Source organism: Actinomycetospora straminea (assembly GCF_028737255.1).
Classification (GTDB): domain Bacteria; phylum Actinomycetota; class Actinomycetes; order Mycobacteriales; family Pseudonocardiaceae; genus Actinomycetospora; species Actinomycetospora straminea.
Genome location: NZ_JAQZAN010000031.1, coordinates 1 through 26,416, shown reverse-complemented (window position 1 = coordinate 26,416; position 26,416 = coordinate 1). Strand labels below are relative to the sequence as shown.

25 protein-coding genes are annotated in these 26,416 nt (G+C 76.9%); 17 read left to right on the top strand and 8 right to left on the bottom strand.

Going from position 1 to position 26,416, the window contains the following annotated elements:
• Positions 1 to 28 precede the first annotated feature (28 nt).
• Positions 29 to 487 carry a MerR family transcriptional regulator gene (locus PH190_RS28505; protein WP_274234923.1) on the bottom strand — a complete coding sequence of 153 codons (459 nt, stop codon included), beginning with the start codon at positions 485 to 487 and terminating at the stop codon, positions 29 to 31.
• Positions 488 to 555: 68 nt separating this feature from the next.
• On the opposite strand from PH190_RS28505, the gene sigJ reads away from it, so the two are divergent.
• From sigJ to PH190_RS28490, 3 genes are read left to right on the top strand one after another with little or no spacing between them, the layout of a single operon-like run.
• On the top strand, positions 556 to 1,467 hold the full coding sequence (gene sigJ, locus PH190_RS28500; RefSeq protein ID WP_274234922.1) for an RNA polymerase sigma factor SigJ: 912 nt from the start codon (positions 556 to 558) through the stop codon (positions 1,465 to 1,467).
• 39 nt (positions 1,468 to 1,506) lie between these two features.
• On the top strand, positions 1,507 to 2,235 hold the full coding sequence (locus tag PH190_RS28495; protein ID WP_274234921.1) for an SDR family oxidoreductase: 729 nt from the start codon (positions 1,507 to 1,509) through the stop codon (positions 2,233 to 2,235).
• The gene (locus PH190_RS28490) at positions 2,232 to 2,642 is read left to right on the top strand and encodes a hypothetical protein (protein WP_274234920.1); all 411 of its coding nucleotides are present in this window, start codon (positions 2,232 to 2,234) and stop codon (positions 2,640 to 2,642) included. The genes PH190_RS28495 and PH190_RS28490 overlap by 4 nt, the downstream gene beginning before the upstream one ends.
• On the opposite strand, the gene PH190_RS28485 is transcribed toward PH190_RS28490, so the two are convergent.
• Complete coding sequence (locus tag PH190_RS28485) at positions 2,623 to 3,186, bottom strand: TetR/AcrR family transcriptional regulator (RefSeq protein ID WP_274234919.1); 564 nt, start codon at positions 3,184 to 3,186, stop codon at positions 2,623 to 2,625. The two genes, PH190_RS28490 and PH190_RS28485, sit on opposite strands and share 20 nt — an antisense overlap.
• A gap of 72 nt (positions 3,187 to 3,258) precedes the next feature.
• Between PH190_RS28485 and PH190_RS28480 the strand changes: the two genes are divergently transcribed.
• From PH190_RS28480 to PH190_RS28465, 4 genes are read left to right on the top strand one after another with little or no spacing between them, the layout of a single operon-like run.
• Positions 3,259 to 4,389: an FAD-dependent oxidoreductase gene (locus PH190_RS28480; protein ID WP_274234918.1), complete on the top strand. Its 1,131-nt coding sequence runs from the start codon at positions 3,259 to 3,261 to the stop codon at positions 4,387 to 4,389.
• The gene (locus PH190_RS28475) at positions 4,386 to 5,357 is read left to right on the top strand and encodes an NAD-dependent epimerase/dehydratase family protein (RefSeq protein WP_274234917.1); all 972 of its coding nucleotides are present in this window, start codon (positions 4,386 to 4,388) and stop codon (positions 5,355 to 5,357) included. Before PH190_RS28480 ends, PH190_RS28475 begins: the two co-directional genes overlap by 4 nt.
• Before the next feature lie 24 nt (positions 5,358 to 5,381).
• Entirely contained in the window at positions 5,382 to 6,437 is a 1,056-nt protein-coding gene (tsaD, locus tag PH190_RS28470; protein ID WP_274234916.1) for a tRNA (adenosine(37)-N6)-threonylcarbamoyltransferase complex transferase subunit TsaD, read from the top strand.
• Between the two features lie 60 nt (positions 6,438 to 6,497).
• Positions 6,498 to 6,704, top strand: coding sequence for a DUF2795 domain-containing protein (locus PH190_RS28465; protein WP_274234915.1), 207 nt, complete (start codon positions 6,498 to 6,500; stop codon positions 6,702 to 6,704).
• A gap of 14 nt (positions 6,705 to 6,718) precedes the next feature.
• On the opposite strand, the gene PH190_RS28460 is transcribed toward PH190_RS28465, so the two are convergent.
• Positions 6,719 to 7,591 (bottom strand): PP2C family protein-serine/threonine phosphatase, encoded by an 873-nt coding sequence (locus PH190_RS28460; RefSeq protein WP_274234914.1) that lies wholly within the window; start codon positions 7,589 to 7,591, stop codon positions 6,719 to 6,721.
• A 224-nt stretch (positions 7,592 to 7,815) separates the two neighbouring features.
• Complete coding sequence (locus PH190_RS28455; protein ID WP_274234913.1) at positions 7,816 to 8,379, bottom strand: type II toxin-antitoxin system PemK/MazF family toxin; 564 nt, start codon at positions 8,377 to 8,379, stop codon at positions 7,816 to 7,818.
• 159 nt (positions 8,380 to 8,538) lie between these two features.
• Here PH190_RS28455 and PH190_RS28450 point away from each other — a divergent pair, with 159 nt between their 5' ends.
• Positions 8,539 to 8,823, top strand: coding sequence for an MSMEG_0570 family nitrogen starvation response protein (locus PH190_RS28450; protein ID WP_274234912.1), 285 nt, complete (start codon positions 8,539 to 8,541; stop codon positions 8,821 to 8,823).
• 12 nt (positions 8,824 to 8,835) lie between these two features.
• Here PH190_RS28450 and PH190_RS28445 read toward each other — a convergent pair whose 3' ends face one another.
• Positions 8,836 to 10,746 carry a serine/threonine-protein kinase gene (locus PH190_RS28445; protein WP_274234911.1) on the bottom strand — a complete coding sequence of 637 codons (1,911 nt, stop codon included), beginning with the start codon at positions 10,744 to 10,746 and terminating at the stop codon, positions 8,836 to 8,838.
• A 230-nt stretch (positions 10,747 to 10,976) separates the two neighbouring features.
• Between PH190_RS28445 and PH190_RS28440 the strand changes: the two genes are divergently transcribed.
• The 5 genes from PH190_RS28440 to PH190_RS28420 all read left to right on the top strand — a co-directional run bounded on the left by PH190_RS28440 (position 10,977) and on the right by PH190_RS28420 (position 18,943).
• A complete protein-coding gene (locus PH190_RS28440) occupies positions 10,977 to 11,510 on the top strand; it encodes a helix-turn-helix domain-containing protein (protein ID WP_274234910.1) in 534 nt (177 codons plus the stop codon).
• Positions 11,507 to 11,704, top strand: a complete 198-nt coding sequence (locus PH190_RS28435; protein ID WP_274234909.1) for a hypothetical protein — start codon at positions 11,507 to 11,509, stop codon at positions 11,702 to 11,704. The genes PH190_RS28440 and PH190_RS28435 overlap by 4 nt, the downstream gene beginning before the upstream one ends.
• A 145-nt stretch (positions 11,705 to 11,849) precedes the next feature.
• On the top strand, positions 11,850 to 13,172 hold the full coding sequence (locus PH190_RS28430; protein WP_274234908.1) for an FAD-dependent monooxygenase: 1,323 nt from the start codon (positions 11,850 to 11,852) through the stop codon (positions 13,170 to 13,172).
• A 162-nt stretch (positions 13,173 to 13,334) separates the two neighbouring features.
• Positions 13,335 to 17,927: a cation-translocating P-type ATPase gene (locus PH190_RS28425; protein ID WP_274234907.1), complete on the top strand. Its 4,593-nt coding sequence runs from the start codon at positions 13,335 to 13,337 to the stop codon at positions 17,925 to 17,927.
• Positions 17,928 to 18,016: 89 nt separating this feature from the next.
• Positions 18,017 to 18,943 carry a DUF2188 domain-containing protein gene (locus PH190_RS28420; protein ID WP_274234906.1) on the top strand — a complete coding sequence of 309 codons (927 nt, stop codon included), beginning with the start codon at positions 18,017 to 18,019 and terminating at the stop codon, positions 18,941 to 18,943.
• Between the two features lie 102 nt (positions 18,944 to 19,045).
• On the opposite strand, the gene PH190_RS28415 is transcribed toward PH190_RS28420, so the two are convergent.
• On the bottom strand, positions 19,046 to 19,303 hold the full coding sequence (locus PH190_RS28415; RefSeq protein WP_274234905.1) for a WhiB family transcriptional regulator: 258 nt from the start codon (positions 19,301 to 19,303) through the stop codon (positions 19,046 to 19,048).
• 576 nt (positions 19,304 to 19,879) lie between these two features.
• Between PH190_RS28415 and PH190_RS28410 the strand changes: the two genes are divergently transcribed.
• Together PH190_RS28410 and PH190_RS28405 are read left to right on the top strand one after the other, a co-directional pair.
• Positions 19,880 to 20,089, top strand: a complete 210-nt coding sequence (locus PH190_RS28410) for a hypothetical protein (RefSeq protein WP_274234904.1) — start codon at positions 19,880 to 19,882, stop codon at positions 20,087 to 20,089.
• A gap of 50 nt (positions 20,090 to 20,139) precedes the next feature.
• Complete coding sequence (locus PH190_RS28405) at positions 20,140 to 21,579, top strand: DUF2867 domain-containing protein (RefSeq protein ID WP_274234903.1); 1,440 nt, start codon at positions 20,140 to 20,142, stop codon at positions 21,577 to 21,579.
• A gap of 37 nt (positions 21,580 to 21,616) precedes the next feature.
• Here PH190_RS28405 and PH190_RS28400 read toward each other — a convergent pair whose 3' ends face one another.
• A complete protein-coding gene (locus tag PH190_RS28400) occupies positions 21,617 to 22,711 on the bottom strand; it encodes a carboxylate-amine ligase (protein ID WP_274234902.1) in 1,095 nt (364 codons plus the stop codon).
• A gap of 68 nt (positions 22,712 to 22,779) precedes the next feature.
• Here PH190_RS28400 and PH190_RS28395 point away from each other — a divergent pair, with 68 nt between their 5' ends.
• Positions 22,780 to 23,238, top strand: coding sequence for an NUDIX domain-containing protein (locus tag PH190_RS28395; protein ID WP_274234901.1), 459 nt, complete (start codon positions 22,780 to 22,782; stop codon positions 23,236 to 23,238).
• A 4-nt stretch (positions 23,239 to 23,242) separates the two neighbouring features.
• On the top strand, positions 23,243 to 24,430 hold the full coding sequence (locus PH190_RS28390; protein ID WP_274234900.1) for an acyl-CoA dehydrogenase family protein: 1,188 nt from the start codon (positions 23,243 to 23,245) through the stop codon (positions 24,428 to 24,430).
• Positions 24,431 to 24,455: 25 nt separating this feature from the next.
• Here PH190_RS28390 and PH190_RS28385 read toward each other — a convergent pair whose 3' ends face one another.
• Entirely contained in the window at positions 24,456 to 25,853 is a 1,398-nt protein-coding gene (locus tag PH190_RS28385) for a sensor domain-containing diguanylate cyclase (protein ID WP_274234899.1), read from the bottom strand.
• Positions 25,854 to 26,416 lie beyond the last annotated feature (563 nt).

Sequence of the window (26,416 nt, the reverse complement as noted above, 5' to 3'; positions counted from 1 at the left end):
GGGATTCTATGGCGACGCCATGGGAAGGTCAGCTCCCGCAGGACCCGCCGTAGGTCGTGATCTTGTAGTCGACGACGGCGAGGGCGCCCTGCAGGTCGCGCAGGCGGTGCAGGATGTCCTCGCGGTGGGCCTCGAGCAGCGCCAGGCGCTCCGGCTCGGTGTCGGGACCCTGCTTGACGAGCTCGACGTAGCGGGCGATCGCCGCGATCGGCATGTCCGAGTCGCGCAGCCGCGTGATGAACACGACGCGCCCGACCGCCTCCCGGTCGTAGACCCGGCGCCCCGCCCCGTCGCGCGGGACCTCGACCAGGCCGATGCGCTCGTAGTAGCGCAGCGTGTGGGCCGACAGGCCGGTCAGCGCGGCCACGTCGGCGATGGTCATCTGCTCGGGGATCTCGAGATCCCGCACCAGCTCGACGGTCAGCGGGGGCAGCTCGCCCGCGGTCGTCTCGATGAGGCCCCGCAGCCGGTCCGTCGTCACGCTCACACCACCGACCGTAGGACTTCGAGCGCACTCGAAGGCAACCCTCACCGGGGCGGGCCAGGATGGCGGGCGTGACGACGGACGCCTTCACCGCCCAGCGTCCCCGGCTGTTCGGCCTGGCCTACCGGATGCTGGGGTCGGCGCACGACGCCGAGGACGTGGTGCAGGACGCCTGGCTGCGCTGGGCGGGCCGCGAGCAGGACGTCGAGAACCCCGCGGCGTGGCTGACGACCGTCGTCACCCGGCTCTGCCTCAACCGCCTCGACTCGGCCCGCGCGCGCCGCGAGACCTACGTCGGCCCCTGGCTGCCCGAGCCGATCCTCACCACCGACCCGGCCACCGGCCCCGCCGCGACCGTCGAGGAGCGGGAGTCGGTGTCGCTGGCCCTGCTCACGACGCTGGAGCGCCTGACCCCGCCCGAGCGCGCGGTCTACGTGCTGCGCGAGGCGTTCGGGCACAGCCACGCCGAGGTCGCCGCGGTCCTCGACGTCACCGAGGCCGGCTCGCGCCAGCTGCACACCCGCGCCCGGCGCCACCTGGCACAGCCACCGACGCCGGTACCCACGACCCCGCCCACCGACCCGGCCGACGTCGGCCCGCTGCTCGCGCGTTTCGTGGCCGCCGCGCGGGAGGGCGACGTCGCCGGGCTCGAGGCGCTGCTGGCCGCCGACGTCACGGTGTGGTCCGACGGTGGGGGCAAGGTCAGCGCCGCGCGGCGCCCCGTGCACGGCCGCGACGCCGTCGCCCGCTTCCTCGTCGGCGTCCTCGGGGCCCGGCGACCCCGGCGGAGCGGCGCGGCCGCGGAGATCAACGGCGCGCCGGCGGCGATCGCGTTCGTCGACGGCGTGCTCGACGGGGTCCTGACGATCGAGCCCGCCGGCGAGCAGGTCGCCACGGTCCGGATCCTGCGCAACCCCGAGAAGCTCGCGTTCCTCGCCGGGCAGCTGTCACGTTCGGCGGGGCTGTCCGGTCGACCGTCCTGAGGGGGCGCCGACCGGGCGCCCGGGGACCGGGAGGACGTCATGACGGTGCTGGTGACCGGGGGGACGGGGACGCTGGGGCGCGCGCTCGTCCCGCTGCTCGACGACCCGCGGGTGCTGAGCCGCCGCGCGGGGCCGGGGCGGGTGGTCGGCGACCTCGCCACCGGGGAGGGGCTCGACGCGGCGCTGGCGGGGATCGACACACTCGTCCACCTGGCCAGCCGCCCCCGGGGTGACGCCACGGCCACCGCGCGCCTCGTGGACGCCGCGCGCCGGGCCGGGGTGGCGCACCTCGTGCACATCTCGATCGTCGGCGCCGACCGCGTCCCGCTGCCCTACTACCGCGAGAAGGTGCGCAGCGAGCAGCTCGTCGAGGGCTCGGGGCTGGGGTGGACGATCCTGCGCGCGACGCAGTTCCACGACCTGCTCGCCATGCTCTTCGCCGCCACCGCCCGCGTCGGTGTCCTGCCGGTGCTGGCCGGGACGTCGTTCCAGTCGATCGCGGTCGGCGACGTCGCCGCGCGCCTCGCGGACCTCGTCGCCGCGCCGGCCTCGGGTCGCGTGCCGGACCTCGGCGGGCCGGAGGTCCGGGCGATGGACGACCTCGCGCGCACCTGGGCGCGGGCGACCGGGAAGCGCCGTCCGGTGCTGCCGCTCCGCCTGCCCGGGGCCATCGCCCGCGGATACCGCGAGGGCGCCCACCTCACGCCGGCGCACGCCGAGGGCGTCGTCACCTTCGAGCAGTACCTCGCGGCGGGCGTGCGGTCGTGAGGGCGCTGCTCGGCGTCCTCGCCGCCTCCCAGGTCGTGGTCGGGTTCTGGGCACTCGTCCTGCCCCTGGCCTTCTACGAGGTCTTCCCGTACGGCGGGACGCCCTGGGTCGCCCTGCTCCCGCCGTACAACGAGCACCTCGTGCGCGACCACGGCGCCGGCACGCTCGCCCTGGGCGTCGTCCTGGCGTTCGCGGCGTGGTGGCCCGACCGGCGGCTGGTGATCGCGGCGGTCGTCGCGTTCCTGGTGTTCGCCGTGCCGCACGCGGTGTTCCACACCTTCCACCTCGCGCACTTCCCGCTGGTCGACGCGGTGCTGCAGCAGGCGGCGTTCGCGCTCGAGATCGTGCTCGCGGTGGCGGTGCTGGCGCTCCTGCCGCGGCGGCGGGTCACGCCCGGCCGGACGTGAACCCGTGCACGGCGTCGGTGACCGCGGCCCGCAGCCCCGCGGCGTCGCGCTGCGGGCCGGCGCCGGCGAGGTCGTCGAAGGCGAGGCCGTCGAGGCAGGCGACGAGGTCGTCGGCGCGGCGCGCGGGGTCGGGCACACCCAGCCCGTCCAGGGTCGCCGCGACGCGCTGACGGATACGGGCGCCCCCGGTCCGCAGGGCCGCGCCGAGCTCGGGGCGCCGCGTCGACTCCAGGGCCAGCTCCCACCGCGCGAGCAGCCGGTCGCGATCGGCGGTGAGCCAGCGCCCGACCAGCGCGACCGCGGCCTCGACGAGCTCGTCGACGTCGGCCGGGGGGCGGGTCGCGGACGGCACCTCGGCGAGGGTCCGGGCGGTCAGCCGGTCGACGCAGGCCTGGAGCAGGGCCGCGCGGGTGCGGAAGTAGTAGGAGCTGGTGCCCTCGGCGAGCTCCGCGGTGGCGTCGACCGCGCGGTGGGTCAGCCCGCGGCCACCGTCGCGGGCGAGCACGGCGATCGCCGCGTCGGCGAGCACGTCCCGACGGTCCACGGATGGCCCCTTCCCGACGCCGCCTCTACAGCCGTAGAGTACCGGCTACTACAGACGTAGAGGAGCCGGGTCATGGAACGGGCGGTCGTCGTGGGAGCGGGGCTGGGCGGGCTGGCGAGCGCGATCGCGCTACGGCGCGCGGGCTGGGAGGTCACGGTGCTCGAGCGCCGCGACCCACCGGCGTCGGCCGGGGCGGGCATCGCGCTGTGGCCCAACGCCCTGCGCGCGCTCGACGCCCTCGTGCTCGGCGACGCGGCCCGGGACGCGGGCACGGTCGAGATCGGTGGCGGCATCCGCACCGCGTCCGGCCGGTGGCTCGCCCACGTCGACGCGGCGGACCTCCGGCGCCGGCAGGGCGACGGCGTGGTCGTGCTCCCGCGGCCCGACCTGTTCGCCCTGCTGCTCGCGGCCGCCCCGCCGGTGCGCGCGGGTGCCGGGGTCACGCACGTCGAGCCCGGCGACGCGGCGACCCCGGCCGTCGTGCACGACGAGGCGGGCGGGCGCCACGAGGCCGAGCTGGTGGTCGCCGCCGACGGGCTGCGCAGCGTCGTGCGGGAGGCGTTCTGGCCCGAGGCGACCGTGCGGGACACCGGGCAGACCGCGTTCCGGCTGGTCGCCGACCACGTGCTGCGCGCCGGCGGCGAGAGCTGGGGCCGCGGCGAGTACGTCGGCCTCGGCCCGCTGCCCGGCGGGCGCACCTACGCCTACGCGGTCGTGCCGAGCCGCGAGGCGCCCGCCGGCGACCCGTTGCCCTGGCTGCGGGCGCGCTTCGCCGGCTGGCACGACCCGGTCCCCGCGGTGCTCGACGCCGCCGTCGGCCCGGTGCTCGTGCACCCGCTCGCCGACCTCACCCCGCCGCGCGCCTGGCACCGCGGCCGGGTCGCGCTGCTCGGCGACGCCGCGCACGCCATGACCCCGAACCTCGGGCAGGGCGCCGCGCAGGCGTTCCTCGACGCGGTGGCGCTCGCGCAGGAGGCCACCACCGACCCGTCGTCGCTCGCGGCCTACGAGGCCCGCCGCCGACCGGCCGCCGAGGCCGTCGCCCGCCGCTCGCGCACCGCCGGCGCCGTCGCGGCCTGGCGCGCGCCGCTCGCGGTGGCCCTGCGCACCGCCCTCACCGCCGCCCTGCCCGCCGCCGCGTCGGCGGCGGCGCTCGACCGCCTGCTCGGCACCCCGGAGACCGCGGAGGAGATGGTCCCGTGAGCACCACCCACGTCGTCGTCGGCGCCTCCGGCGGCATCGGCCGCGCGGTCTGCGCGGAGCTCGCCCGCCGCGGACTCCCGATCCGCGCGGTGAGCCGCTCGGGGACGGCGGTCCCGGGCGCGGAGTCCGCCGAGGTCGTGGCCGCCGACGCCGCCGACCCCGCGGCGATGCGCGAGGTCTGCCGCGACGCCGCCGCGGTCCACCACTGCGTGAACCCGCCCTTCGCCGCGTGGCGCGCGGTCTTCCCGGCCGCCACACGCGCGCTGCTCGCGGCCGCCGGCGCGGCGGGCGCGCGGCTCGTGTTCGCCGACGACACGTGGATGTACGGGCGGGTCGACGGCCCGATGCGCGAGGACACGACGGTCGCGCCGGTCTCGGGCAAGGGCGTGCTGCGCGCGTGGCTCGCGGAGATGGTGCTCGCGGCCCACGCGCGCGGGGAGGTCGAGACGGTCATCGGGCGCGCCCCGGAGCTGTGGGGCCCGGGCGTGGAGTCGCTGCTCGCCGGCGGCCTCTTCGCCGCCGCGGCGCACGGGCGCACCGCGCGCTGGCCCGGCGACCCCGACCTGCCGGTGACCGCCGGCTACACCCCCGACGTCGGGGCGGCGCTCGTCGAGCTGGCGCTGGCCCCGGCGAGCGCGACCGGCCGCGTCTGGCACACCCCGGTGCCGCCGCCGATCACCGGGCGGCTGTTCGTGGAGAAGGTCTTCGCCGCCGCCGGGCATCCGCCGCGCGTCGGGCGCATCACCCCGGCGATGGTGGCCGGCCTGCGGCTCGTGTCGCCGGTGGTGCGCGAGGGCGCCGAGCTGCTCTACCAGTTCGAGCAGCCGTTCCTCGTCGACGACTCGGCCTTCCGCGCGGCGTTCGCCACCCGCGCCACCGACTGGGACGCGGGCATCGCCGCGACGCTCGCCTGGTACCGCGGCGACCCCGAGCGCACCCGCCGCCGCCTGGTGCCGGCGGGGGGCTGATCCGGCGCGGGCACAATGGCCGGGGTGAGCACGCCCCTGGTCCTCGGCATCGAGACGTCCTGCGACGAGACCGGCGTCGGTCTCGTGTCGGAGGGGCGGCTGCTCGGGGACGCGCTGGCCTCGAGCATGGACGAGCACGCGCGCTTCGGCGGCGTGGTGCCCGAGGTCGCGGCGCGGGCCCACCTCGAGGCGATGGCGCCGATGGTGCGCACGGCCCTGCGGCGCGCCGAGGTCGACCTCGCCGACGTCACCGCCGTCGCCGTCACCGCGGGTCCGGGGCTGAGCCCGGCGCTGCAGGTCGGGCTGGCCGCGGGCAAGGCGTACGCGCTGGCCGCGGGTGTCCCGCTCTACGCCGTGCACCACCTCGCGGGCCACGCCGCGGTCGACGTCCTCGACCACGGCCCGCTGCCCCCGCGCTGCGTCGCGCTCATCGTCTCGGGCGGCCACACCTCGCTGCTCTCCGTCGGCGACCTGGCCCGCGACGAGGTCGTGCACCTGGGCGACACCGTCGACGACGCGGCCGGCGAGGCGTTCGACAAGGTCGCGCGGCTGATCGGCCTGCCCTACCCGGGCGGGCCGGCGATCGACCGCGCCGCGCGCGAGGGCGACCCGCACGCCATCGCCTTCCCGCGCCCGCTCACGGGCCCGTCCGACCCGCCCTGGACGTTCTCGTTCTCGGGGCTCAAGACGGCGGTGGCGCGCTGGGTGGAGCGGCAGGACGGCCCGCTGCCCGTGCCCGACATCGCGGCGTCGTTCCAGGAGGCCGTCGCCGACACCCTCGCCCGCAAGGCCGTCGCCGCCTGCGCCGACCAGGGCGCGGACACCCTGCTCATGGTCGGCGGGGTCGCGGCGAACTCGCGGGTGCGCGGGCTGGTCGAGGAGCGCTGCGCCGCCGCCGGGATCACCCTGCGCGTGCCGCCGATCCGCCTGTGCACCGACAACGGCGCGATGATCGCCGCCCTCGGCGACCTGCTCGTCCGCGCCGACGTCGAGCCCGACCCCCTCGACGTCGCCGCCGACCCGCGGGCGCGGCTGACCGGCGCGCTGCTCCACGGGACGCGGCCGTTACCCGTGGCGTGAGGTGATCATGTCGGACCCCTCACGTTGTCGCCCGGTCGGGGCACCGGTACCGGTGGAGGGGTGCCCGGTTTCCGCGCGGTCCTCGACGGCCAGCAGTTCCCGCTGCGCCGCTGGCAGATCCTGGTCGCGGCCGACGACTACGGCGTCGACGCCCGCACCCGCACGAAGCTCGAGCAGATCCCCGACCGCCCGTACGCCGACGCCGGCGACGTGATGATCGCCCTGGCGATGACCCCGGCGCACCTGGCGGCGCGCACCCCGTTGTAGGTCGGCGCTGTCGGTCAGCCGGGCGCGACCGCGAGCACCACCGCGGTGGCGTTGTCGTGCCCGCCCTCGTCGAGCGCGGCCACGACGAGCCGGCGGGCCGCGGCGTGCACGGTCTCCATGTCCGTGGGGATCCCGTCGAGCAGGCCCGCGAGCACGGCGGCGTCGGGCAGGTGGTTCCACACCCCGTCGCTGCACAGCAGCAGGACGCCGTGCTCGTCGAGCTCCCAGCTGCGGTGCCGGGCGACGACGTCCGGTGCGTCGGCGGCCAGCCAGCGGGTGATGACGTGGGCGCGCGGGTCGGCGAGCGCGTCGTCGGCGCCGACCATGCCCGCGGCCACCATCTCCGCGGCCCACGAGTCGTCCTCGGTGAGCACCGACGACTCGTCGGGGGAGCCGGGGCAGAGCCAGTAGGCGCGGCTGTCGCCTGCCCAGCTGACGACGGCCCGCCCGGCGTCGAGCACGGCGGCGACGTAGGTGCACGCCGGCGCCTGGCCGCTGCCCGGCGCGAGCGCGGACACGGCCTTGCGCGCGGCCTCGGCGGCGCTCGCGGCGGCGTCGTCGAGGTCCTGGCCGTCGGCGAGCGCCTCGTGCCCGGCCGCGACCGCGACGTCGCAGGCGGTGCGCGACGCGGTGTCGCCGCCGGGCACCGACGCGACACCGTCGCAGACCACGGCGACGACGGTCGGTGTGCCCTCGGTGGTGGCCGCGCGGCAGAGCGCGAAGGAGTCCTCGTTGCGGCGGCGCCGGTGCCCGCGGTCGGTGACGCCGGCGCCCAGGACGACCGGGCCGGCCGGCGCGGCGGGCACGTCGAGCACGTCCTCGGCGTGCTCGGCGCCCGCGAACGACGGGGACGACGCGGGGGAGGCGGACGCGGGCTCGATCGGCACGGGCACTCCCTACACCCTCGGGACCGCGAGGGCCGGGACGACGCGGTGGGGCCGGGGCGGCGTTCCGCCCGACGGAGGGGCCGGGGCGTGGACCGGTCGGCGCACGGGCTCCAGAGCGATCACCGGCAGCCCCTTCCCGCGACGACCCGGCGGTGGCCGGGTCGTGCGATGGAGGGTAGCCGTTCCCGCGAACGGGTGGTGGTCCGCGCCGGGACGATCTGCGGTCAGTTCCAGCCGTACCCGCCGCGGAGCTCGGCCGCGACGCGCTCGAAGCGGTCGGCGGGCATGACCGCACCCTCCCGCCGGATGCCGTGCTCGGGGATCTCGAGCACGCGGTCGAGGCGGACGAACGAGTCGCGGCCCTCGCGGTCCCAGTCGCCCGAGCCGACCGGGAGCCAGTGGGCGTCGTCGCGGCGGTGCTCCTGGCTGGACAGCATGAGGCCCAGCAGCTCGCCCTGCCCGGCACGAGCCACGACCAGCACCGGGCGGTCCTTGCCCTGCGACGCGTCCTCCTCGAAGGGCACCCACGTCCACACGACCTCGCCCGGGTCGGCGGCCCCGTCGAGGTCGGGCTGGTAGGAGATCGACCGCGCCCGGTCCCGCGCCGGGGCGACGCGGACGCCGGGGGTGGGGGCCGGGGCGGACGGCCGCGGGTCGCGCTGCCCGTCCCGCTGCCCGTCGCGCTGCCCGTCCCGCTGTGCCTGCCGGCCCTGCCCGTCGACCTGCTTGTTCAGCAGGTCCAGCCCGGCCTGCAGTGCCCGTCCGACCACGTCCCGGAAGCCCGCCACGGGCACAGCTTGCCCCGCCGGGAGTCGCGGCCGGTGCGCGGGGCCCGCCCTGGGGTCCGTCCGTGACGGTGCCGGCGCCGGTGGTCGGCGAGGGCGGGTCCGGGGCCGCCGGCATCGCCGGCAACACCGCCGACACATCCCTGCGCGACGATCACCGCCATGCCCGAGGTGCACGTCCGCCTGCGCTGGCCCGACGGGACCGCGCGCCGCTACTACTCGCCCTCGCTGGTGCTCACCGAGCACGTCGAGGAGGGCGCCGGCTACGCCACCCCGGATCTCCTGGTGCGCGCCCGCACCGCCCTGACCGAGGCGAGCGAGCGCGTCCGGGCCCGCTACGGGTTCCCGTGCGGCCTCGCAGCGGCCTCGCTCGCCGCGATCGAGCAGGACGCCGCCCGCCACGGCGCGGCGCCGGGCGTGGTGCGGGTCGAGGGCTTCGACCGCTGACCCGGGTCGGGCTCAGCGACCGCCGAGCAGCCCGCCGAGGGCCTCGATCGTCGGGTCGACCAGCGCCGCGCGCCGCGGGGTGGTGGTCGTCGTCGGGGCGGTCGTGGCGGTGTCCGCCGCAGCCGTCGCGTCAGCCGCCTCGGCGGTCTCGTCGGCGGTCTCGTCGGCGGTCCCGTCCTCCTCGGGCGTGGTGGTGCTGTCGGCGGACGTCGTGGTCGTCGGGGCCGCCGAGCTGGTGGTCGCGGGGGTGCTGGTGGCGTGCGTGGTGGTCGGGCGTGCCGTGCTCGGGGACGGCGTCGCCGGCCTCGTGACCGGCCTCGTCGCCGTCGGCTCCTCGGTCGAGGAGCGCGTCGGGAGGTCCGGCAGCGTGACGCCCGGCAGGCCCGGGAGCAGCCCCTGCGGCGAGGTCGACGTGGGGGTGCTGGACGAGGGCGTCGTCGATGTCGGGGTGCTGGACGACGGCGTCGTCGACGAGGACGTGGTCGACGAGGGTGTCGACCTGGACGTCGACGTGGGCGCCGACGACGAGGGCTCCTCGCTCGGCGTGGCGGAGGTGGAGCCGCCGTCGGTGGTGGCGATCGCGCGGCGGGTCTCCTCGTCGGCGTCGGTGGACGCCGACCTCCGCTCGCGGGTGACCGGCGCGTCCTCGTCGGAGTCCCGCGCGGGACGCCCGACCGGACCGCCGGCGAAGGTGCCGCCCCCACCGGGGTCGGTGACGACCTCCGCGGTGGGCGGCGGCACGGTGGCCGCGGGGGCCGCGACGGAGCTCCCGCCGTCCCCGGTCCACGCCGAGGCGACGACGACACCACCCGCGAGCAGGACCGCGGCGGCGACCGACGCGGCGACGGCGAACCCGCCGGCGTCGACGGCCCAGGGGCGGCGCGTGCGCTCCGGAGTCCTGGGGGTCTCGGCCGTCCCGGGGTCGGCGCCGGGCATCCCGAGCGACCCGGCCGCGACGCCGGGCACGCCGACCGGGGCAGCGGCCGCCGCGCCCGCGGCGGGCACCGGGCCGCCGGGGCGCAGGGTCTCGGTGGTGGCGTCCGGGACGGCGCTGGCGATGCCCGGGCCGGCCAGCGGCGCGACCGCGCGCAGCGGCGTCAGCGTCTCCGCGGCGAGCGCGGCGCGACGCAGGCCGACGCACACCTGCTCGGCGGTGGGCCGGTGGGCCGGGTCGTCCGCCGTCATCGCGTCGAGGAGCGCGACGACCTCGATGTCGAGCCCGTCCGGGATGTCCGGCCGGCGCTCGAGGCGGGCACGGGCGGCGGCCAAGGGCTTGCCGTCGTAGGCGGGCCGCGCGGTGAGCGCCTCGATCATCACGAGGCCCAGCGCGTAGACGTCGGCGGGCGGCCCGACGGTCTCGCCGCGGACCTGCTCCGGCGCGAGGTAGGGCGCCGACCCGACGACGATGCCCGTGTCGGTGATGCGCGGGGCGTCGGCGACGAAGGCGACGCCGAAGTCCGACAGGTGTGCGCGCCCGTCGTCGTCGAAGAGCACGTTGCGCGGCGTCACGTCGCGGTGGAGCACGCCGGCGCGGTGGACGTGGCCGAGGCCGTCGGCGACCGACGCGACGGCCAGCAGCGTCTCGGTGACCCCCATCGGGCCGTCGGCGAGCCGGTCGCTGAGGTTGCCGCCGCCGAGCAGCGACATGACCACGAAGGCGCGGCCGGCGACGTGGCCGACGTCGAAGACGGGGACGAGGCTCGGGTGGTCGAGCGAGGCCATGAGCGCGACCTCGCGCTCGATGCGCGGGTCGTTCTCCACCGGGAAGATCTTCACCGCGGCGTCGCGGTCGAGCAGGAGGTCGTGCGCCCGGTAGACCTCGGAGCACGTGCCGCGCCCGATCAGCTCACCGAGGGCGAAGCGCTGCCCCAGCCGGTCGGGGAGCGGGGGGCCGGGCACGGCGGAGGGGACGTCGTCGGACACAGCTGTCTCCCCCCTCCCGGATTCCCGATCTCCATCCTTCCACCTCCTCTACCCGATCAGGGGCTCATCGACATACCGGATTCGCGAATTCGGGTGACGGATGCAGTGCCGTCGCCCGTCGGTCGTGCCCCGATCACCCCGTGCGGGTGACGCGCCACGCACGCCGCCCGCCGGCATTGACAGAAATTGCAGTGCCGAGTAGAACTTCTCCACGTCCGCCCTGCTCAGCGGTGGGGCCGGACCGCGCAGAGCACGAACGCAAGGACGCGACGGAAGCCGTGGGCGCCGACAGCCTCGACGAGGAGGACCCCCCGCTGACCACCGGTCAGGCGGCGGAGTTCCTCGGCGTGCGGCCGGCGTTCCTCCGGAGTCTGGACGCGGGTCGGATGGTCCGTCCGGAGCGATCCGCAGGCGGACACCGGCGCTGGACGCGCCGGCAACTGGCCCTCGCCTCCCGGATCCGCGAGCTGTTCGACGAGGGGCTGACCCTCACCGCGGCCGCGATGGTCGTGTCCCTGCAGGACGAGGTGGCCCTGGTCACGCGCGAGCGGGATCAGGCCCACGACGAGCTCGACCGAGCCCGACGCGAACTGGCGCGGGCACGGCGCGAGCTCGCCGCGGCCCGGGGCGAGCACACCGCCCGCTCCGTGCCCGCTGCACGGCCCTCCGCCCGCGTCCACCGCGCGTGCGGGCCCGAAGTGCCCACGACCGCTCTTCGACCGCCCCTGCCGGCCCCTCCACCTCAACGGACTTCTTCGACATGAAGCTCATCGACCACCGTCGGACCCACCTCCCCGTCCTCCGCGCCCCGATGCCGCCCTCCCTGGCGCGCGTCCCGCTGGTGGACCTCTGCTCCTGCAAGCACCCGCGCGAGTCGCACGAGCACTACTACCTCGGCGACCACTGCGCCCAGTGCGACTGCCAGCACTTCCGCCGGGTCGACCCGGCGCGCGCCTGAGCCCGTCCGGACCGCGAGCCACCACCGCCACGGCCCCGTCACCCCACTGGGGTGGCGGGGCCGTGGTGCGTGAGGGCTGCGTGTGAGGGCGAGACCACGTCCGTCGCCGACGGTCGGCGCGAGCGCGGCGCCTACCCTGGAGATCGTGGAGGGGACCGGGCGGAACGGGCAGCCGCGCGCGCTCGTCGTCGGCGCCGGCGTGGCCGGGCTCGCCGCGGCGGCCTCGCTGCACCGGGCCGGCTGGTCGGTCCAGGTGTGCGAGCGGGCCCCCGCCCGCCGCACCGGCGGCTACTTCGTGCGCCTCGCGCCGGAGGGCCTCGCCGCCGCCGACCGGCTCGGGGTCTCGCACGCGCTGCGCACCCGCCTGCCCGCCGACGGGATCATCACCGGCGTCGACGCCCGCGGGCGCACGGTGTCGCGGGTCGAGGCGTCGCTCGCCGACGACCCCCGCGCGCTCGCGCTGGTCCGCGGGGACCTCGAGGCCGCGCTGTGGGACGCGCGACCGGCGGAGGTCGCGGTCCGGTTCGGCACCGCGCCGCGGCGCGTCGAGCCCCGCCGCCACGGGGTGGACGTCGTCCTCGACGGGCCGGAGGGGGCGTCGCGCGAGCGGTTCGACCTGCTCGTCGGCGCGGACGGGGTGCGCTCCGCGGTGCGCGGGATGGTGTTCGGCCCGGAGAGCCGCTTCCGCCACGAGTTCGACCACGTGGTGATCTCCGCGGTGCTCCCGCGCCTGCCCGGCGGCCTGCGCGAGGGCGACTACGTCGTGCCCGCCGAGGTCGGGCGCACCGCGCACCTCATGGCCGTCGCCGGGCACGCCCCGGTCGTCTTCTTCACGTTCCGCGCCGAGCTGCTGGGCGTCGACGGGCGCGAGGCGGCGTGGCGGGCGGCCGCCGACCCGGTGGGCGCGCTGCGGCGCGTCTACGGCGACTTCGCGGGCCTGGTGCCCGAGATCCTCGACGGGGTCGAGGAGGCCGGCACCACGCACGTCGACACCGTCGCCCAGATCCGGCTCGGGTCCTGGCGCCGCGGGCGGATCGTGCTGGTCGGGGACGCCGCGTGGTGCCCGACGCTGTACTCGGGTCAGGGCTCGGCGCTGGCGCTCGTCGGCGGCGAGACCCTCGGCACGCACGTCGGCGAGCACCCCGACGACGTCGAGGCCGGCCTCGCCGCGTGGGAGGCCGCGCACCGGCCGGCGGCCCTCGCGGCCGCCAGCGCCGCCCGCCGCTCGCGCCACTTCTTCCTGCCCGGCAACGGGCTCGTCGCCGCCGTGCGCAGCGCCGCCCTGCGCGTCGCCTCCTGGCGCCCCGCCGGGCGGGTGCTGCACGCGCTCGCCGCCCTCGCGGCCGGCCCCGGCGGTCCGGGTGGCGCGGCCGGCGCCACCCCGGCGACACCCGATCGGCGGGACATTCACCCAGGCGCCACTTCCGGGTCGCGCTCACTCCGATCACCGGCCCTCGACCGCCCGTAAGCTGTCGCTCGCCGGGAGCGGGCGTTGGGCCGTCCGTGACCGCGAGCGCGCGCACGGTGGGCGAATCGGGTACTCACCGCTCCCCGCTCCGACGGAAGGACGACAGCCACCCTCATGGCATCCCATCCCGCCCCCCGCCCGTCCCGCGGTCTCCTCGCGCGCGTGGTGGACCCGTTCGGCATCGCCGCCGGCGTCCTCGACCGCGTGGACCCGTTCCGCCACCGGGGACGTCGCGTGTGGCGTGGCGCCGGGCTGGCGCAGATCGGTGTGCCCGCGGTGGCCCGCGAGTGCGGGTCGGAGCTGGCCCGGGCCGTCGAGAAGGCGCTCGCCGCGCACCCGGACGTCGCGTGGGCCGCGACCAACGCGCACCTCGCCGCCGTCGTCGTGGGCCTGCCCGAGGGCCCGGACGGGCGGGGGGTGCTGCCGGACGACGAGCTGGTGGACGACCTCGTCGACCTGGTCGAGATCCTCGAGGAGCGCGAGGGCGGGGCCGCCGTCGCGCCCGCCGGCTCGCCCTCGCTGGGTGGCGCCCAGCAGGCCTTCGCCGCGCTCGCGGCCGACCTCGCCGGCATCGGCGTCGCCGCGGTGGGCCGCGTGCTGCGCCGCACCCCGCTGCCCGCCGAGATCGCCTCGGCCGCCACGTTCGTCGACCACCAGCCCCGCCTGCGCGCCGCCGTCGAGCGCGCCGTCGGCCAGGACCGCGCGAACGTCCTGCTCGCCCTGTCCAACGCCGCCGCCCAGGCCCTGGGCCAGGGCACCACGGGTCTCGTGGTCGACGCCGCCTACCGCGCGCTGCAGGTCGCCGAGGCCCGGGCGCGCACCACGACGTGGAGCCAGGCCGAGCCGCGCCTGCTCGAGACCGCCGACCACGCCGCCGCGCCCCCCGACGACGACCTGCAGGGCGAGCGCCCGGTCGCGCTGCCCGCCGGCCCGGTCGAGCGCCACGGTGACGTGGTCGGCATGGCCGCGGCGGGCGGGTTCGCCGCCACCGCGGCCGCCACCCAGGACGTCCGCAAGGCCGCCGGCGTCGCCCTCTCGACACTGCCGAAGGCCGGGCGCCTCGGCCGCGAGGGCTTCGCCACGACGTTCGGCCGGGTGCTCGCGCGCCGCGGTGCGGTCGTCGTCGAGCCGTCGGCGCTGCGGCGCATGGACCGGGTCGACACCGTCGTGCTCGACGCCGACGCGCTGACCACCGGCGTGCTCATGCTGGGCGACCTGCTGCCGCTGCCCGGCGAGGACGGCTCGACCGACCCGCTCGAGGAGCTCGTCCCGCGCGTCCACGAACTGTTCGACCCGACCGCGCCGACGGCGCCGCACCGGGTCGTCGACGACGCCGAGCACTGGCTGCTCGCCGGTCTCGACGACGTGCCGGGCGGCGACGGGGAGCGCGCGGTCGAGGCCGCCGACGCCCTCGTCGCCGACGGCGCCACCCTCGTGCTCGGCCTGCGCCGCGGCGACCGGCTCGCCGCCGTCGTCGGCGTGCTGCCCGAGCCCGCATCGGCCGCCGAGGCCCTGGCCGCGGCCGCGCGCCGTGCCGGCGTCACGCTGGTCGTCGGCGGCGAGGTCGGCGGGGCCACGGCGGGCGACCGCACCGTCGCCGGCGGGGAGGCCCTGCGCTCCTCGGTGCGCGACCTGCAGGCCGCCGGTGCGGGCGTGCTCGTCGTCTCCCGCGACCGCCGCGCCCTGGCCGCCGCCGACGTCGGCGTCGGCGTCTCCCGCCCCGACGGCGTCGCACCCTGGGGCGCACACGTGCTGGTCGGCGACGACCTCGGCACCGCCGCGCTGCTCATCGAGGGCGTCAAGGTCGCACGCGGGGTGTCGGGGCGGTCGGTGAACCTCGCCCGCGCCGGCACGGTGCTCGGCGCCGTGATGGCCACGGCGGGCACCACCCCGGCGGCCCCGGGCCTCGCGGGCCTCGCCGTCAACGGCGCCGCCGGGGTCGCGCTCGGGGCGGGCGCCTGGTCGGCGACCGAGCTCGGGCGCCGCGTCGTGGTGCCGGGGGTCAGCCGCACGCCGTGGCACGTCATGCCCACGAGCACCGTGCTCGCGCGCCTGGACGTCACCGAGCAGGGCCTGACCACCGCCGAGGCGCACCGTCGCCACCGCGACGACCCGGCCGCCGCCGAGACCCAGACGACGCTCGGGCGCGCGTTCCTCGACGAGCTCAACAACCCGCTGACCCCGGTCCTCGCGGGCGGCGCGGTCCTCTCCGCGGCGATCGGCGCGGTCGTCGACGCCGCGATCGTCGTCGGCGTCACGGCGTTCTCGGCGCTGATCGGCGGCGTCCAGCAGGTCGCCACCGAGCGCGCCGTCGCCGGGCTGCTCGAGCGCTCCGCGATCCGCACGCGCGTCGTGCGCGACGGCACCGCGCGCGGTGTGGGCGCGGACGAGGTCGTCGTCGGCGACGTCATCGAGCTCGGTCCCGACGACGTCGTCCCCGCCGACTGCCGCGTGCTCGAGTCCGAAGCGCTCGAGCTCGACGAGTCGTCGCTGACCGGCGAGTCGCTGCCGGTGACGAAGACGCCGGTCCCGGTCATCGCGCGCACCGTCGCCGACCGCCGCTCGATGCTCTACGAGGGCAGCACCGTGGCCACCGGCCGGGGGCGCGCGGTCGTCGTCGCCACCGGGTCGAGCACCGAGGTCGGGCGCTCCACCGCCGCCGCGAAGGCCGCCGCGCCGGTCGCGGGCGTCGACGAGCGCCTCGCCGGTCTGACCCGCATCACCACCCCGCTCGCGATCGGCTCGGCCGCGGCAGTCGTGGCCGCCGGCGCGGTGCGCGGCCTGCCGTTCCGGCAGAACCTGCACTCGGGCGTCGGCCTGGCCGTCGCCAGCGTGCCCGAGGGCCTGCCGTTCGTGGTCTCGGCCGCCCAGCTCGCGTCCGCGCGCCGGCTGTCGGCCGAGGGCGCGCTGGTCCGCAACCCGCGCACCATCGAGGCGATCGGTCGCACCGACGTCCTGTGCTTCGACAAGACGGGCACGCTCACCGAGGGGCGTCTGGCGCTCTCGGCGATCTCCGACGGCATCAAGCTGCGGCCCACCGACCGGCTGCGCAAGCGCCAGCGGCGCGTGCTCGCCGCCGCCCTGCGCGCGACGCCGCGCCCGGCGCCGGGGGAGCGGCTCGCGCACCTCACCGACCGCGCGGTGGTCTCCGGCGGCCAGCAGTTCGACGTCGACCCGGCCCACAAGCGCCCGGGCTGGTGGCCGGTCGCGTCGCTCGACTTCGACCCGTCCCGCGGCTACCACGCCACGCTCGGCGAGGTGGAGCCGCCGGCGGACGCCGGCGAGGCGAGCGGGCCGTACCGCCTCATCTCGGTCAAGGGCGCGCCCGAGGTCGTCATCGCCCGGGCGACGAGCTGGGGCGGTGACCCGCTCGACGACGAGGCCCGCCAGCGCCTGGTGGAGCACACCGAGCTGCTCGCCGGCCAGGGCATGCGCGTGCTCGCCGTCGCGGAGCGGGTCCTCACCGCCGAGGAGTACGCGGCGCGCGCGGCCGAGCGCGACGGCGAGGGCGGCTCGTCGACCGAGGATGCCCTCGACGACGGCGACGTCGCCGAGCTCGAGTTCACCGGCTTCGTCGGGTTCACCGACCCGGTGCGGGCCGGCTCGCAGGCCACGGTGCGCGACCTGCGCGACGCCGGGGTCCAGGTCGTCATGATCACCGGTGACCACCCGAGCACCGCCGAGGCCGTCGCCGAGGAGCTCGACGTCCTCAACGGCGGGGTCGTCGTCACCGGCTCCGAGCTGGACGCCCTCGACGACGAGGCGCTCGACGACCTGTTGCCCAAGGTGCGGGTGGTCGCGCGCGGGACGCCGTCGCACAAGGTGCGGATCGTGCAGGCCTTCCAGCGCCTCGGGCGCACGGTGGCGATGACCGGCGACGGCGCCAACGACGCCCCGGCGATCCGCCTGGCCGACGTGGGCATCGCGCTCGGGCGGCGCGGCACCCCCGCCGCGCGGGCGGCCGCGGACCTCGTCATCACCGACGACCGGCTCGAGACGATCCTCGCCGCGCTGGTCGAGGGGCGCGCGATGTGGGCCTCGGTGCGCGAGGCGCTCGGCGTGCTCGTCGGCGGCAACCTCGGCGAGATCGCGTTCACGGTGCTCGGGGCCTCCACCACGGGCACCTCGCCGCTCAACGCGCGCCAGCTGCTGCTGGTCAACCTGCTCACCGACCTCGTGCCCTCGCTCGCCCTCGCGGTGCGCGCGCCCGAGCCGGGGTCGGCGGCCTCGCTGCTCGCCGAGGGCCCGGAGGCGTCGCTGGGCGAGGCGCTCAACCAGGAGATCGGGCTGCGCGCCATGGCCACGGCCGGCGGCGCGAGCCTCGCGTGGCTGGCGGCCCGGAGCACGCCGTACGGCAGCCCGGCGCGGGCCCGCACGGTCGCGCTGACCGCGCTGGTCGGCACGCAGCTCGGGCAGACGATCGTCGCCGGCGGCGGGCGCAGCCCGCTGGTCATCGGGGCGAGCGTGGTGTCCGCGGGCGCGCTGGTCGCGGTGGTGCAGACCCCGGGCGTGAGCCACTTCTTCGGCTGCGTCCCGCTCGGCCCCGTCGCGTGGGCGCAGGCCGCCGGGTCCGCGGGCGTCGCCACCGCCGCGTCGGTGGTCGGGCCGCGGCTGGTGGAGCGCTACGGGCCGATCGTCGTGCCCGAGGGCTCGCCGCAGGCCTCCTGGCTCGAGCGCCTCGAGGCGGTCCGCGAGGAGGCCACCCAGCGGTACCTCGAGCTGCAGGAGCGCGCCGCGGAGGCGCTGAACGGGTGAGTGCGGTGCCGGTTACTGGTGCGTTTGTGCTGGTGGAGGCCTGGGCATCAGACCGTGGAAGACACCGTCGAACAGGAGTTGAGACCGTCATGGCCGACCGGTACGTCGTTCCCACCGAGGACGGCTGGCAGGTGCAGAAGAAGGGCGCCCAGCGAGCCAGCGCCAAGGCGGCCACGCAGGCCGAGGCCGTCGAGCGGGCGACCGAGATCGTGCAGAAGGACGGCGGCGGCAAGGTCGTCGTGCACGGCACGGACGGCAAGGTCCGCGAGACCCACACGGTCAACGGCAGCACCGACAGCGCGCCCGCCGAGGCGGCCAAGGCGACCGCGAAGGCCAACGCCGAGGGTGCCCGCGCCAAGGCGCAGTCGGCCTCGGACAAGGCGTCCTCGAGCGCGAAGAAGGTCGGCTCGGACGCGAAGGCGACCGCGCAGAAGGACGCCGACCGCGCCCAGGAGTCGGGCAAGAAGGCCGCCGCGCAGGCCCAGGCCGGCGCGTCGGGCGTCGCCGACGAGGCCGCGAAGGCCACGTCGGGCGAGAAGTCGGTACAGGCGGCCGCGAAGGACGCCTCGACCATCGCGCAGACCAGCGGCGAGCAGGTGGCCACCACCACGTCGCGCGCGGGGGAGCGGATCGCCAAGGACGCGACCCGTGTCGCCCAGCACGCCGGCTCGGAGGCCAAGGCCCGCGCCGACGAGGCCGGTGAGTCGCTGGCCGAGAGCGGCGACCGCGCCGCCACCGTCTCGGCCGGGGTCGCCTCGGAGCTCGACGGGGCGGGCGACGCCGCCGCCCAGCGCGTCAACCGCGCCAGCGAGGCCGCGGCCCAGCAGCTGGACCGCAGCGTGCGCGAGGCGGCCGACCAGGTGCGCGACAACGCGCCGGGCTACAACCCGGTGCGCATCGTCGGCAACGCCGCCTCGATGGCCGTGAAGACCGGCTTCAGCATCGCCGGCGCCGTGATCTCCACCAGCGGCCAGGTGCTGCAGTTCGCCGCGCGGAAGGTCACCGGCCGCGGCTGAGCCGTGGCCGGTCAGGCCGCCCCGCAGACGACGACGGGCCCGCCCCCAGCGTGGGGGCGGGCCCGTCGTGTGCGTGCTGCGTGTGTGCCGTGTGTGCGTCGCTCAGGCGGCGTGCGGGCGCGCGAGGTCGCCCACGCGCGCGGCACGGCGCATGGCGCGCCGCTCGTCCTCGCTGGTCCCGCCCCACACGCCGGCCTCCTGGCCGGTGTCCATGGCCCACTGCAGGCAGCCACGCTGGAGGGGGCAGCTGTGGCAGACCGCCTTGGCCTCGGCCAGCTGCGCGGAGCCCGGACCGTGCTCGGTCAGGGGGAAGAAGAGTTCGGGGTCGTGGTCGCGGCAGGCCGCCTGCTCCCAATCCATGTCCTTGCCAGTCCAATCTCGCTCGTCGGTGATCTCACCGGCCCGCGCTCCGCCGGAGCGGGCGGGACGGGCCTGGTGCCGCCGGGCCCGACGCGAGGCGCGCGCGTGCGCACCTCACGACGGCCCCTGCGGCACGATTCGTGCGCCGGGCGTCGGTACGTATCCGGGGGTTCCTGCGTGTCGGTCCTCGGAGCGGCCCGGGATGGGCCCGCGCCCCGGGGTCCGGAGCACCTTCAGTACTCGGTATGACGTCGAAGGAGCCGGATCGGTTCCCTCCACCCGCGACATGTGATCGCGGCCGCGGTCCCCGGGCGTGCGGGAACCCCGTGTCGAACGAGCCCCCATGATCTAGCCGTACAGCGCGTCGGGCAAACCCTTTTGATCCGCGCCACCCTGCTGAACCTGTGTGACGTCGCTCACGTCTCCTGCTCACGCTCCGCCTACAGGCTGCGATGAACGGGTGGGGACCACTTTCCGCAGGTCCGTGTGCTGCGCTTCCACCTCCTGCGGGCCAGACTGACCGGAGCGGGGCACACGACCGGGTGACCCCCGGACGTGGCACGGAGGCGACCTCCGATGAAGACGGCACGACGGACGGCGCGGGACCTCGTCATCTGGGTGGTGGTGACCGCGGGCATCGTCGCCCTGGTCCTCGGGCAGACGATCATCGGGCTGATCCTGCTCGCGTTCGGTCTCTGGCAGCTCGCGCTCGCGCTCTCCCGCGGCGGCGGGCTGTTCGTCGACCAGCGGGCGGCCGACCGGCCGGGCAAGCCCACCGTCAGCTGACCACCGGCCCCGGAGTGCCCGGACGCGGCGCGCCACCCCAGGATGGCGGCATGCGCTGCGCGGTGATCGGCGGGACCGGCTACGTCGGCGTGCGCCTGGTCCGGCGCCTGCTCCACGACGGGCACGACGTCGCGGTGCTGGTCCGCAGCCCGCACAAGCTCGCGGCCACCGGGTGGGCCGAGCACGTCGACGCCGTCCTCGGCGACCTCGCCGACCCCGACGCGGTGCGCACCCTGGTCGAGGGTGCCGACGCCGTCGTCCACCTCGCCCACACCCTCGAGCGCCCCGACTTCCCCGAGCGCGACCGCAGCGCCGCCCGCCTGGTCAGCACCGCGGCCGCCCGCGCCGGGGTGGGCCGGATCGTCTACCTCGGGGGCCTGCGACCGGAGGCCGGCGCGTCCCGTCACCTGGCGTCGCGCGCCGAGGTGGCCGACGTCTTCCTCGACGGCCCCGTGCCCACCGTCGCGCTCGAGGCCTCGATCGTCGTGGGCTCGGGCTCGGCGAGCTTCGAGATGATCCGCCACCTCGCCGAGCGGGTCCCCGTGCTGCCCGCGGTCCCGTGGCTCGCGCACCGCACGCAGCCGATCGCGATCGCCGACGTCCTGCACTACCTGCTCGGCGCGCTCGCCCTGCCCGCGGAGGTGGACCGGCGCTTCGACGTCGGCGGCCCCGACGTCCTGAGCTACCTCGAGCTCGTCCGCCGCTACCTGCGCCTCGCGGGCCTGCCCCAGGGCGCCGTGGTCCCGGTGCCCGTGCCGGTGCCGCCCGGCGGGCCGGCGCTCGCCGGCCGCGTCGTCGAGGCCCTGACGCCGCTGCCGCGCGGGCTCGCGACCCCGCTGATCGAGTCGCTCGCCGACGACCTCGTCTGCCGCGAGGACGACGTCCTCACCGTGATCGGGCCACCGCCGGGCGGGCGGACGACCTACGACGACGCGGTCCGCGCGGCGCTGGGCCGGCGCCACGAGGCGTCCGCCGCCCCGGCGGCCGACGACCCCGCGCTGGCGGGGCCCACCGACCCGGCGGGCTCCGGCGGCACCGTCCACCGCTGGGGCACGACGGCCCCGTGCCCCGCGGACGCGGCGGCGCTCTGGGCGGTCGTGGACGGCATCGGCGGGGACGCCGGCTGGTACGTCCCGCTCGGCGCCTGGACGCTGCGGGGCTGGGCCGACCAGCTGCTCGGCGGGGTCGGCGGCTACCGCGGCCGCCCGCACGGCCGGCCGCTGCAGGCCGGCGACGTCGTCGACGGCTGGTGCGTCGAGGCCGTGGAGCCCGGCGCGCGCCTGGTGCTGCGCTCGGAGCTGCGCCAGCCCGGGACCCTGACGCTCACGCTGGCCGTCGACCCCGACGTCTCCGGGCACGGCGCGCACCTGCGCCTCGACGTGGCGTTCGTGCCCGCGGGGCTCGCGGGCCTGGTCTACGGCCGCGCCCTGCTCGCGGGCGCCCCCGCCGTCTTCGGCGCCATGGCCCGGGGCATCACCGCACGTGCGTGATCTCCTGAGCTGTCGCTGAGAAGATCACGCACGAGGGTCAGGGCAGGAAGCGCTCCACCGCCGCGTGCACGGCGCCGGCGAGGTCCCCGCCGGCGGCCTCGATCGCCGCGCGCTGGCGGACCGACCCGGTGCCGTGCGCCAGGAGGCGCGCGCAGCCGTCGGCGGCGAGCTCGGCGTCGCCGGCGTCCGCCAGCGCCCCGGCCACGTGGTCCCGGAGGGCCCGCAGCACGTCGCCGGCCGGGGCGGGCTTGCCGCTGCGCGGATCCACGAGCTCGGCGGTCAGCCCCCAGCGCGCCGCCCGCCAGTGCGCCAGGCGCAGGGCCTCGATCGGCTCGTCGCGCGGGACGACGCCCTCGCGCGCCTCGCGGGCCGCCGTGGTGACCAGGGCCCGCGCGAGCACCGCGACGAGCACCGCGTCGTCGACCTCGAGTGCCACGTCGCACACCCGCACCTCGACCGTGCCCAGCTCGCGGGAGAGGCGGGCGTCGAAGTACACCATCGCCTCGTCGAGCACGGTGTCGGTCGCGAGCATCGCGGCGACGGCCTCGTCGTACGCGGCCAGCGAGCCGAAGATCCGCGTCGGGCCGGCCGAGGGCCACCGGGACCAGACGACGCTGCGGTAGCTCGCGTAGGTCGTGTCGCGGCCCCGCCAGCACGGGGAGTTGCTCGCCAGCGCCCGCAGCACCGGCAGCCACGGGCCGATGCGGTCGAGGACGCCGACGCCCTCCTCGGGGGAGGCGACCTCGACGTGCACGTGCTGCCCGCTCGTCAGCTGGGCGGTGGCGATGGCGCCGAAGCGCTCGGCGATGTCGCCGTAGCGACCGTCGGGCACCGCGTTCGGCTCCGAGGCCTCGTCCGGGGCGACCGGCGAGGTGGCCAGGCCGGCGACGTCCACGCCCGACCGGCGCGCCGCCTCGCGCGCCTCCCGCCGCCGCCGGCGCAGGTCGTCGGCGAGGGACGCCGCGTCGTGGTGGGGCGCGGTGGCCGTCTCCACCTGCTCGGTGCGCATCTCCCCGTCGAGCTCGCCGGACGCCGCGTCGCGCACCCGGCCGGCCCGCCCGCGGGGGGAGCCGGTGGCCGGGTCGACCAGCAGCAGTTCTTCCTCGGCCCCGAACGGGGGCACGGCACTCATGGGCGTCATGTTCCCGTTCCGGCCGCCGCGATCGCCGTCCGGGCCCGCTCCGCTTAGTGTGATCTCCCGTGCGTGGTGACGGTGACGGCTGGGTCGTGTGCGACGCGGGCCACCGGCACTGGGGACGGTTCGGGGCGGCCGGGCTGCTGCTGCGCCACGGTGACGCGGTCCTGCTCGCCCACCGGGTCTGGTGGAGCCACCACGGCGGTACGTGGGGCATCCCCGGCGGTGCCCGCGACTCCGGCGAGTCCGCCCGGGACGCGGCGCTGCGCGAGGCCGTGGAGGAGACCGGCGTGGACGCCTCGCGGGTCCGGCTGACCGGCGAGACCACCGACGACCACGGCGGTTGGTCCTACGTCACCGTCCACGCGCGCCTCGACACCGACGACGCCCCGCCCCTCGAGCCCACCGACGGCGAGGCCACCGAGCTGCGCTGGACGCCGGTCGACGAGGTGTCGGACCTCGCGCTGCACCCGGGGTTCGGGGCGTTCTGGGCGGGTCCGGAGGCCGTCGAACGCCTACCGTGAGGCCATGGCGACCCCACCTCCCGACCCCAGCGACTTCCTCGCCGTCGACGCCGACCTGAGCGCCGAGGAGCGGGACATCCGCGACGCCGTGCGCGACTACGCGGCCGCGGAGCTCGAGCCGCGCATCGCCGAGTGGTACGAGTCGAACACCCTGCCCCGCGACATCGCCAAGGGCCTGGGCTCGCTCGGCCTGCTCGGCATGCACCTGGAGGGCTACGGGTGCGCCGGCACCAACGCCACGAGCTACGGCCTGGCCTGCCGCGAGCTCGAGGCCGTCGACTCGGGGCTGCGCTCGTTCGTGTCGGTCCAGGGCTCGCTGGCGATGTTCGCGATCCACCGCTGGGGCTCCGAGGAGCACAAGCAGCAGTGGCTCCCGCGGATGGCGACGGGCGAGGCGCTCGGCTGCTTCGGGCTCACCGAGGCCGACGCGGGCTCCGACCCGGGCTCGATGCGCACCCGCGCCCGGCGGGACGGGGACGACTGGGTGCTCGACGGGTCCAAGATGTGGATCACCAACGGCACCCTCGCCGACGTCGCCGTCGTCTGGGCGCAGACCGACCCCGAGCAGGGCAGCAAGGGCATCCGCGGGTTCGTCGTGCCCACCGACACGGCCGGCTTCACCGCGAACGAGGTCAAGCACAAGCTCTCGCTGCGCGCGTCGCTCACCGCCGAGCTCGTCCTCGAGGGCGTCCGCCTGCCCGCCGACGCCGTGTTCCCCGACGTCGAGGGGCTCAAGGGCCCGCTCTCGTGCCTCAACGAGGCCCGCTACGGCATCCTCTGGGGCGCCGTGGGCGCGGCGCGGACCTGCTACGAGTCGGCGCGGGCCTACGCCATCGACCGCGAGCAGTTCGGCCAGCCCATCGCCGGGTTCCAGCTGACCCAGCGCAAGCTCGCCGACATGGTCGTCAGCGTCAACCAGGCGGGCCTCACGGCGTCGCGCATCGGGCGGCTCAAGGACGCCGAGCAGCTCCACCCCGCGCAGGTCAGCTTCGGGAAGATGGCGAACGTCCGGGCCGCGCTCGACGTCGCCCGCACCGCGCGGACCGTGCTCGGCGGCAACGGGATCACCCTCGAGTACCCGGTGTTCCGGCACATGACGAACCTCGAGACCGTGCTGACCTACGAGGGCACCGAGGAGATGCACGCCCTCTCCATCGGCCAGGCCGTCACGGGCATCCCGGCCTTCCGGTAGTGCCCCGGTAGCCCCCGGTCGTCCCTCAGCGCTGCGTCGGGCGCGGGGGCGCGCACTCCACCCGGTTGCGGCCCCCGTGCTTGGCGGCGTACAGCGCCGTGTCGGCGCTGACCATGAGGCCGTCGAGGTCGCGCGAGGCCTGCGGGAACGACGCCGTGCCGATGGAGGCCGTCAGGCCCTGCACGGTGCCGCCGCCGAGGGTGGGGGCGACCTCGACCTGGCACTCGCTGATCCGCCGGCGAAGCCGCTCGGCCGTGGTCCCCACCTGCTCGGGCCCGGCCTCGGCGAGCAGCACCACGAACTCCTCGCCGCCGAAGCGCCCGACGGCGTCGTAGGGGCGGACCTCGGAGCGCAGGGTGTCGGCCACGGCTCGCAGGACGGCGTCGCCGACGAGGTGGCCGTGCCGGTCGTTGATCGCCTTGAAGGCGTCGATGTCGACCATGATGACGCCGAGCTCGCCGCCCCGGCGCCGCAGGCGGGCGAGCTCGCGCTCGGCCTGGTCGCGCCACGCCGAGGCGTTGGACAGGCCGGTCTTCGGGTCGGTGCGCGCGGCACGGGCGAACTGCTGGATGAGGAAGCCGCGGTGCATGCCCATCACCGGGATGAGCAGCACCGGCAGCAGCCACGGCGTCGTCAGGGCCACGACGGCGAGCGCGGCACCCAGGGCCAGCGCGCCGAGCCCGATGAGCGTGTCGGTGGGCGAGCCCAGGCGCTTCCACCACGGCGTGCCGGGGGCGCTCAGGCAGATCATGAAGACGACGAGCCCGTGGTTGACGGTCCACCGCGTCAGACCCGCGGCGACGAGCACGAGCAGCCCGACCGGCCCCGACACCTTCACCAGCAGCCCGCCGGGGATCAGCTCGAGCACCGCCCAGGCGGCCACCGACGCGATGAGGACCGTCGCCGCCGAGTAGGTCCACCGGTGGGGCACCGGGCGTTGGCTGACCCGCAGCCACCAGTACGCGAACGTGACGACGACGAGCGCGAGGGCGAGGCCGAGGGGGAGCAGCAGGAGGCCCGCGAAGCTCCACACCGACTTCAGCTCGATGTAGGGCTGGCCGTCGGCGACGACCTCGCGGCGCCGCTCGATGCCGCGGGCGGTCTCGACGTGGACGACGAGCCCGAGGACGAGCAGCGCGAGGGCCTGCCAGTCTCCCGGTCCGACGGGCTCGAGCCCGGCGACGGCCAGCGAGAGCGCGACGGCGAGCACGTCGACGACGAGCACCGCGACGACGACCCGGCGCGGCGCCCGCCAGAGGCTCCAGCGCCGCGGGTCGAGCCGGCGCCCCACGGAGGGCCGGCGCGGTGTGTTCTGGGCAACACCGGCGGCGCCGGCCGCCTCGGTGCCCTCGCGCCGGCGTCGCGCGTGACGCCAGGGGCGCGCACCCCCACCGTCCTCGGCCGGGATCCCGGCGTCCGTCACGGCGCGTACCGGCCGCTCGGGGCGTGCTGGTCCGGGCGCGGGAGTGAGCGCGGACCCGGGGTCGCTGGGACCCCTCGAGGGTTCACGCGCCGTCACGATGTGTGACCTCCTCCGGGCTCGGCGGAGCCCGCGCCCGTCGGTCTCCGCGTGCGGAACACGGTACCGACGGACTCTGGATCTCGGCAGTGGACGTCACCCGTTGAGAAGAGATCACCCCGATGGTTGACGCCCAGTCGCCGTCTGGTCACACACCGCTTCTTTGACCAGCATCGAGGGGCGGATGCGCGGCGAGGTGCCGCCGGATGTGACAGTTCGGTCGCTCTCCGTCAACGCGGAGGGCGATCGGTCCGGCGCCCGTCGCCGCGACCAGGTCCGGCACACAGCGTGTGCGATGGACCACGTCCGTGTCGGCCGGGACGCCCTCCCGGTCGATCTTCCCGCCCCTTGAGTGAAAGGACGCCTCGTGGCCGACTCGAACTGGCACCGCGACTCCAACTGGCACCTCGCCGACTCGAACTGGCACCGGGACTCCAACTGGCACCTCGCGGACTCGAACTGGCACC